This window comes from Hominilimicola sp. (assembly GCF_046972485.1).
Lineage (GTDB): Bacteria > Bacillota > Clostridia > UBA1381 > UBA1381 > Hominilimicola > Hominilimicola fabiformis.
In genome coordinates, this window is record NZ_JBKVWU010000045.1 from 1 (window position 1) to 8,599 (window position 8,599).

The window sequence follows — 8,599 nt, forward strand, 5'->3', positions numbered from 1 at the left end:
CTTTAAATATAAGAAGAAACTTGTACCCTATATTGTGAAAGCGTATAACAAACTGTCGGAAATGTACGATATAATCGTTATTGAGGGGGCGGGAAGTCCTGCGGAAATAAATTTGAAACAGGACGATATTGTCAATATGGGCATGGCGAAAATGGCTGACGCACCTGTTCTGCTTGTCGGTGACATTGACAGGGGCGGTGTTTTTGCACAGCTTTACGGAACTGTTATGTTGCTTGATGATGAGGAAAAGTCGAGAATTAAGGGGACAATTATAAATAAATTTCGCGGTGACGTGGAAATCCTGCGTCCCGGACTTGATATGATTGAAAATCTTACGAATGTACCTGTTGTCGGAGTTGTTCCGTACGGTCATTTTATGATTGACGATGAGGACAGCCTGTCGGAACGTTTTGAAAATAAGACTGTAAATGTGATTGATATTGCGGTTGTACGTTTTCCGCGAATTTCAAACTTTACCGATTTTAACGTGTTTGAATGCATAGACGGTGTGTCGGTAAGGTATGTTAATAATGTGAGTGAAATCGGTAATCCCGATATGATTATACTTCCGGGAAGTAAAAATACTGTTGCCGACCTTTTATGGATGAGGGAAAACGGTATTGAGGCGGCGGTTAAAAAAAGTAAATGCCCTATTTTCGGTATATGTGGCGGTTATCAAATGCTTGGTGAAAAAATCACCGATACAGACGGTGTGGAAAACGGCGGAAGTGTTCGCGGTATGGGACTTTTGCCTATGGAAACGGAGTTTAAAACCGAAAAGACAAGAACGATAGTAAACGGTGTTTTTGAAAACATGACGGGGACACTAAAAAGCCTTAACGGCACTGAATTTGAGGGATATGAAATTCATATGGGTAAAAGTGAATTTAGTGTCCCTTGTATGACAAAGCTGTCAAACGGCAAGCAAGACGGAATTTCACAAGGCGACGTTTACGGAAGTTATGTACACGGCATATTTGATAAGTGTGCCGATAAAATTATCAAGTGTTTGTGTGACAAAAAGGGTATAGACAGTACAAAAATCAAGAGCATTGATATGGCGGAACTGAAAGAACGTGAATATGACAGGCTTGCCGATATGGTGCGTGAAAGTCTTGATATGGACTTGATATACAAAATTATTAACAAAGAGGTGTAGAAAAATGATACACATATATTGCGGTGACGGCAAAGGCAAAACGACCGCTTCAATCGGTCTTGCGGTGCGTTGCGGCGGTTACGGTAAAAAAGTGCTTTTTATGCAGTTTTTAAAAGGCTCGTATACGGGGGAACTTGAAGTTTTGGGTAAGTGTGAGAATATAAAGGTTATGCGCTGTGACAAAAACTACGGCTTTTTCAGAAGTATGTCCGACAGTGACAAAGAAAATATCGTGAAATGCCATAACGAAAATTTACAGTATGCACTTGATAATATGAATGAATTTGATATGATAGTGCTTGACGAGATTTTTGCGTCATATAATTATGATTTGGTTGATAAGGCGAGTGTGAGAAATATTGTTGAAAATTACGGCGGCGAGCTTGTTATGACGGGCAGAAACCCTGATGAATGGTTTTGTGAAAGAGCTGACTATATTTCTGAAATTAAAAAGATAAAGCACCCATATGACAAGGGAATTGTTGCAAGAGAGGGGATAGAATATTAATGGAATTTGAAAACGTATTGCCGTCAGAAATCGAAAAGAGGAGTTTTGAAATCATAGAGAGCGAACTTCCGCACGATATAGAAAAAACGATTAAACCGATTGTTAAACGTGTTATTCACACAACCGCCGATTTTGATTATCTTGACAATTTGTGCTTTTCGGAAAACGTGGTTGAGATTATAAAGACCGCGATAAAGAACGGCGCGGATATTGTAACCGATACGCAAATGGCACGTTCGGGAATAAACAAAAAACGCCTTGCGTCATACGGCGGAGAGGTGCATTGTTTTATGTCCGACGAGGACGTTGCAAAAGCCGCAAAGGAAAACGGCACTACAAGAGCCGTTGCGAGTATGGAAAAAGCGTCAAAACTTGAAAAAGACGTGATTTTTGCTGTAGGAAATGCACCGACCGCACTTATAGAGCTTGACAAACTCATAAAGAACGGTCAAATTAATCCGATTGCGATAATCGGTGTACCTGTCGGCTTTGTGAATGTTGTGCAGGCAAAAGAATTGATTATGACATCGGGTGTGCCGTATATAGTAGCAAGAGGCAGAAAAGGCGGCTCAAATGTGGCCGCCGCAATCTGTAATGCAATTATTTATGATTTAAAAACCGATTGATTTAAGGCTGTCTTTAAGTGTTTTGGCACTGCTTCTAAGGCCTTGAAGTTCGGTTTCGTTAAAAGGAACGTCAAGTATGCGTTCAACACCGTAACCCGAAACTTGTGTCGGAACGCTGAGCGAAATATCTTCAATTCCGTATTCGCCGTTTAAGACGCTTGAAATGGTGAGAACAGAATTTTCACCGCCGGAAATACATTCGACAATTCGTGCAACTGCTGTCGCTATTGCGTAGTAGGTTGCACCTTTTTTTTGTATAATTTCGTATGCGGAGTTTTTAACTTCGCTGTACATCGCTTGTAAATCTTCATCTGTACACTTGCCGTAATGCTCAAAAAAACTTTTCATACTCATACCGGCAATGTTTGTGATGCTCCATGCCGCAACTTCACTGTCACCGTGTTCACCGATAATGTATGTGTGGCAGTAACGTGCATCAATTCCCGTATGTTTGCTGATAAGATATTTCAGTCTTGAAGTGTCAAGAACCGTACCCGAGCCGATAATTTGCTGTTTAGGAAGTCCCGAAAGTTTATAGGTGATATACGTCAGAATATCGACAGGGTTTGTGACGGTAAGAAGTATTACGTCTGTCGGCGCGTACTTCATAACATTTTCAACTATACTTTTAAAAATTTCGGTATTTCGTTTTAACAGGTCAATTCGTGTTTCGCCGACTTTTTGGTTTACCCCTGCTGTTATAACGACTATATCGGCGTCGGCACAGTCTTTCCAATCTCCGCTGTAAACGCTTACAGGCTTTAGAAAAGATGTGCCGTGAGCCATATCAAGAGCGTCACCGTCGGCTTTGTCTTTGTTTACGTCAATCAATACAATTTCTCTGAAAAAACCGTCAAGCATTATTGTGTATGCGGTCGTAGAACCCACAAAACCGGCACCGACTACTACTATTTTTCCTCTTAACATAAAAATTTCCGCCTTTCGTTTTGTGTTATTATTTGCAAGTATGATTAATTATATTCGGATAATTTTGCTTTTCTTAATTTATAAGTATTTCGTAGCGGACGATCATCGGTCGTCCGAAATAAAACATATAGGAAAAAAATTTAATTTTTTTACTATATGAAAATGTTGACAAAACGACAATATAGGAGTAAGATAAGGACATTAAAAATCCTATATCCCATAGGAAAAGTATGAATAACAAAGGAGGCAACGATTATGAGAGAAAATTTGAACAGAAAAAGCATGGTATATAGAAAGATGTGTTGCCGAATGTGTATGGCTCAGAGGTGATAAAAAAATAAATTTTATATTATAGCGAGGTAATGAATTTATGAAAAAGAAAATTTTTAGTATATTATTAACATCAATTTTGGCGGTAACGGTACTTGCAGGCTGCGGAAACAGTGCAGACACAAGTACAGAAAAGTCGGTTACGATAACGAACGTATCATACGACCCTACAAGAGAATTATACAGTGCGTATAACGAACTTTTCGCAGAGCATTGGAAAGGGCAAACAGGACAGGACGTTGAAGTTATACAGTCACACGGCGGCAGCGGTAAGCAAGCACTTGAAGTTGCAAACGGAAACGAGGCAGATGTTGTAACGCTTGCGCTTGAATATGACGTAAAGGCAATACAAGACGCAGGACTTATAGAGGATGGCTGGATAAATGAATTTGACAAAGACAGTTCGCCTTACACTTCAACAATCGTATTCCTTGTAAGAAAAGGCAATCCGAAAAATATCAAGGATTGGGGCGACCTTGTTAAAGACGGCGTCGGAGTTATAACACCTAATCCGAAAACTTCAGGCGGTGCAAGATGGAACTACCTTGCGGCTTGGGCATATGCCGATAAACTTTACAACGGTGACGAAACACAGATTGAGGCATTTATAAAGAAGTTATACGAAAACGTGCTTGTACTTGATTCGGGAGCAAGAGGTGCTACAACATCATTTGTTGAAAACAATCAAGGCGATGTACTTATCGCTTGGGAAAATGAGGCGTTCCTATCAGTTCAGGAAAATCCCGATGAATATGAAATCGTAACGCCGAGCATAAGCATTTTGGCTCAGCCGTCTGTTGCGGTAGTTGATGCGGTGGTTGACCAAAGAGGTACAAGAGATGTTGCAACGGAATATTTAAGTTATTTATATTCCGATGAGGCGCAGAGAATTGCAGGCGACAATTTCTACCGTCCGTCAAATCCTGATATATTAAACGAATATGCAGATACATTTGACCTTAACATAAACCTTGTAACAATACAAGACTTCGGCGGTTGGGACGAAGTACAGAAAAAGCATTTTGATGACGGCGGAGTATTTGACCGCATTTATGAAAAAACAGATAAGTAAAGAAGGAATGTAAATGAAAGCAAAGAAGAAAAGAGTAATACCCGGTTTCGGACTTTCAATGGGCGTGACAATTACAATATTAAGCTTAGTTGTTCTTATACCGTTGGCGGCACTCGTGATTTACACATCAAGAATGCACCTGAGCGATATTATCGAAACAATTACACGTCCGCGTGTTCTTGCAAGTTTTAAGGTAACTTTCCTTACTTCGCTTATCGCATCAATAATAAATTCGATTATGGGCGTCATACTTGCCTGGGTGCTTGTAAGATATGATTTTCCACTTAAACGTGTTCTTGACGGAATGATTGAACTTCCGTTCGCACTTCCGACAGCTGTTGCCGGTTTGGCTCTTGCAAACCTTACAACAGAAGAAGGACTTATAGGAAAATTATTCGCACCGTTCGGTATAAAGATTGCACATACAAGAATCGGAATTGTAGTGGCACTTATATTTATCGGCATACCGTTCGTTGTAAGAGCGGTACAGCCTGTACTTGAAAAACTTGATCCGTCATATGAAGAAGCGGCGGGAGCGCTTGGTGCAAACAGAGGAACGATATTTCGTAAAGTAGTTTTACCGGAAATAATTCCTCCCGCACTTACAGGCTTTGGCTTGGCACTCGGAAGATGTATAGGAGAATACGGCAGTGTAATTTTTATAGCGGGCAACAAGCCTTATGAAACGGAAATAACACCGCTTATAATTATGTCGGAATTACAGGACTTTGACTATAACAGTGCAACGGCAATAGCACTTGTGATGCTTGCATTCTCATTTGCAATATTGTTTATTGTAAATCTTATTCAGGCGAGAAACACAAAAATATTAAAAGGAGGAAGATAGTATGCAGAAAAATGAAGGCAGTAAGGTTGTTAAATGGATATTGATTGCCGTCAGCGTATTATTCGCATTTGTATTCTTAATTCTTCCGCTTTATACGGTTATATCCGTTGCACTTCGTAACGGTGTAGGAAAATATTTTCAGTACATAACTGATAAAGATACGATAAGCGCGGTAAAGCTTACCGCAAAAGCGACTTTGTCGGCACTTGTTGTAAACACATTCTTCGGACTGTTTGCGGCATGGTTCTTGACAATGTTCCAGTTTAAAGGCAAAAAGGTTTTGACAACTCTTATTGATATTCCGGTAACGGTTTCACCCGTTATAGCAGGTTTGATATTCATATTGGTATTCGGCAGACAAAGCGTGCTTTATCCTTATTTACAGCAAGCCGGTATAAAAGTAGTGTTTGCCGTACCGGGAATTATATTGGCAACGATATTTGTAACGTTTCCGTTTATATCAAGAGAAATTATACCGATACTTGAGGAACAGGGGACAGAGGAAGAAGCGGCGGCACTTATGGGTGCAAGCGGATTTACGATTTTCAGAAAAGTAACATTCCCTCATATAAAATGGGCATTGCTTTACGGAGTGGTACTCTGTACGGCAAGAGCGATGGGTGAATTCGGTGCGGTATCAGTACTTTCGGGACATTTGAGAGGTAAAACGAATACGCTTCCGTTGCAGGTTGAAATACTTTTCGGCGACAATAAATATGTACCGGCATTTGCGGTAGCGTCAATACTTGTGATTTTGGCAGTGATTATTTTGATAATCAGAAGTATTGTTGAATACAAAGGAAAGAAGGCGGAATAGAGTGTACGTTGAATTAAAAAATATAAATAAAAACTTCGGCGATTATAAAGCGTCGGACAATGTCAACTTCGGCGTTGAAAAGGGTAAACTTATCGGTCTTTTAGGACCGAGCGGCAGCGGTAAGACAACTATTCTGCGAATGATTGCGGGTCTTGAAACTCCCGACAGCGGAGATATTATAATCGACGGTGTGAGAGTAAACGACCTTGCGGCAAGCAAGAGAGGGATTGGCTTTGTATTTCAGAATTACGCATTGTTTCGGTATATGACGGTGTATGATAATATCGCATTCGGTCTTAGAGTTCAGAAAGCCGATAAAAAGAAGATAGACGAGAGAGTAAGAGAGCTTATTAAACTTATAGGTCTTGAGGGTTTGGAAAAACGTTATCCGAGTCAGCTTTCGGGCGGTCAAAGACAGAGAGTGGCATTCGCAAGAGCACTTGCACCTAATCCACAGCTTTTACTTCTTGACGAACCGTTTGCGGCGATTGACGCAAAGGTAAGAAAAGAGCTTAGAAGCTGGCTTAGAGAAATGATTGAAAAGCTTGGAGTTACAAGTATATTCGTAACCCACGACCAAGATGAGGCAATCGAAGTTGCAGACGAAATTATAATAACAAATAAGGGTAGAATTGAACAGACGGGAACACCTATTGAAATTTATCACAATCCGAAAACAGCATTTACGGCATCGTTTTTCGGAGAAACAACATTCGTTGATGATTATTCAAAGTTTCATAATTTTGAGCATATTGAAAATGCCGAAAAAGCAATCGTACGACCTGAATTTGTTAAAGTGACAAAGAAAAACGAAGTACAGAAATACAAAAGCTCCGCATCTCACGGAGTTACGAAAAATGTATTGTTCAGAGGCGACAGTATAGAAGTAGTCGTAGACGTGGACGGTACGGAACTTAAAGCCAGACGCGGTCTTGACGAACAGGCGATTGAAGTCGGTGAAGAAGTTGACGTATTCTTGTACAGAATATTTGTTACGGTAGGCGATAAGGCATACTTGCTTGACAATAAATCAATTTCGGAGGATTCATTGGTAATCTGATAAAAGAGGTGTTTATATGACAAATATATTGAAAACCGAAAGATTAAAAACAGATATTTTAATTATAGGCGGCGGTACTGCCGGTTGCTATGCGGCGGTTACTGTCGCAGAACATTCCGACGCTAAGGTGCTTATATGTGAAAAGGCACATATAAAGAGAAGCGGCTGTCTTGCCGCCGGCGTCAATGCACTTAACGCATACATAACAGAGGGACGTGTTCCGCAGGATTACGTTGATTATGCAAAAAAGGACGCGGACGGAATTGTAAGAGAAGATTTACTTCTTACAATGTCCGAAAAGCTGAATGAAGTCGTAGACAGACTTGAAAAACTCGGACTTGTTATTTTGAAGGACGAAAACGGAAAGTATGTGACAAGAGGTAACAGAAACCTTAAAATCAACGGTGAAAATATAAAGCCTATTTTGGCAGAGGCGGCGTTGCAAAAAGAAAATGTATCGGTGCTTAATCGTGTAAATATTATTGATTATGCGGTTGAGGGTAACAGGATAAAGGGTGCATACGGTATAGGTATTGAAAACGATACGTTTTACATAATCGAAGCGAAAGCGGTTATAATCGCAACAGGCGGTGCGGCAGGTCTTTACAAGCCGAATAATCCCGGATTTTCACGTCATAAAATGTGGTATCCGCCGTTTAATACGGGTGCAGGATATGCAATGGGCATAAAAGCCGGTGCGGAAATGACGACATTTGAAATGCGGTTTATAGCACTTCGCTGTAAAGATACAATCGCCCCGACAGGTACTTTGGCACAAGGTGCGGGTGCAAAGCAAATAAATTCGCTCGGAGAGGTTTACGAAACAAAATACGGTCTTACAACCTCCGAGAGAGTGTACGGAACGGTGAATGAAAATATTGAGGGCAGAGGTCCTTGCTATCTTCGTACAGAGGGTATATCCCAAGAGGCAAGCGAGGATTTGAAAAAGGCTTATCTGAATATGGCACCGTCACAGACTCTTAAATGGATTGAAAGCGGCAAAAATCCGTCGGAGCAAAATGTTGAAATAGAGGGTACAGAGCCTTATATTGTAGGCGGTCACACCGCGAGCGGTTATTGGGTGGATACAAAGAGAAGGACTACCGTAAAAGGCTTGTATGCCGCAGGTGACGTTGCAGGCGGTTGTCCGCAGAAATACGTTACAGGTGCTTTGGCAGAGGGCGAAATTGCGGCACTTACCGCAATTTCGGAACTTGGCGAAATAAGTGCGATTGACGAAAGCGACATTGAAC

General features: G+C 40.8%; 9 protein-coding genes. 8 read left to right on the plus strand and 1 reads right to left on the minus strand.

The features are described 5' to 3' along the window. The 3 genes from ACLTU0_RS06435 to ACLTU0_RS06445 form a co-directional block, all read left to right on the plus strand. Positions 1 to 1,159, plus strand: a 1,159-nt coding sequence (locus ACLTU0_RS06435) for a cobyric acid synthase (protein ID WP_412321702.1), incomplete at its 5' end; no start/stop codon positions are given. Positions 1,160 to 1,163: 4 nt separating this feature from the next. Continuing rightward, positions 1,164 to 1,667 carry a cob(I)yrinic acid a,c-diamide adenosyltransferase gene (locus ACLTU0_RS06440; protein WP_118445982.1) on the plus strand — a complete coding sequence of 168 codons (504 nt, stop codon included), beginning with the start codon at positions 1,164 to 1,166 and terminating at the stop codon, positions 1,665 to 1,667. Beyond that, on the plus strand, positions 1,667 to 2,293 hold the full coding sequence (locus ACLTU0_RS06445; RefSeq protein WP_337869404.1) for a precorrin-8X methylmutase: 627 nt from the start codon (positions 1,667 to 1,669) through the stop codon (positions 2,291 to 2,293). Before ACLTU0_RS06440 ends, ACLTU0_RS06445 begins: the two co-directional genes overlap by 1 nt. Here ACLTU0_RS06445 and ACLTU0_RS06450 read toward each other — a convergent pair. Further along, entirely contained in the window at positions 2,279 to 3,220 is a 942-nt protein-coding gene (locus ACLTU0_RS06450) for an L-lactate dehydrogenase (RefSeq protein WP_412321703.1), read from the minus strand. The genes ACLTU0_RS06445 and ACLTU0_RS06450 overlap by 15 nt on opposite strands. Before the next feature lie 370 nt (positions 3,221 to 3,590). Here ACLTU0_RS06450 and ACLTU0_RS06455 point away from each other — a divergent pair, with 370 nt between their 5' ends. From ACLTU0_RS06455 to ACLTU0_RS06475, 5 genes are all read left to right on the plus strand, one after another. Further along, on the plus strand, positions 3,591 to 4,622 hold the full coding sequence (locus tag ACLTU0_RS06455) for a sulfate ABC transporter substrate-binding protein (protein ID WP_147514671.1): 1,032 nt from the start codon (positions 3,591 to 3,593) through the stop codon (positions 4,620 to 4,622). Between the two features lie 13 nt (positions 4,623 to 4,635). Beyond that, positions 4,636 to 5,469, plus strand: coding sequence for a sulfate ABC transporter permease subunit CysT (cysT, locus tag ACLTU0_RS06460; protein ID WP_412321704.1), 834 nt, complete (start codon positions 4,636 to 4,638; stop codon positions 5,467 to 5,469). A 1-nt stretch (position 5,470) separates the two neighbouring features. After that, positions 5,471 to 6,286, plus strand: a complete 816-nt coding sequence (gene cysW, locus ACLTU0_RS06465) for a sulfate ABC transporter permease subunit CysW (protein ID WP_147514669.1) — start codon at positions 5,471 to 5,473, stop codon at positions 6,284 to 6,286. Position 6,287: 1 nt separating this feature from the next. Then, the gene (locus ACLTU0_RS06470) at positions 6,288 to 7,346 is read left to right on the plus strand and encodes an ABC transporter ATP-binding protein (protein WP_337599071.1); all 1,059 of its coding nucleotides are present in this window, start codon (positions 6,288 to 6,290) and stop codon (positions 7,344 to 7,346) included. 16 nt (positions 7,347 to 7,362) lie between these two features. Further along, on the plus strand, positions 7,363 to 8,599 hold a 1,237-nt coding region (locus ACLTU0_RS06475; RefSeq protein ID WP_412321705.1), incomplete at its 3' end, for an adenylyl-sulfate reductase subunit alpha.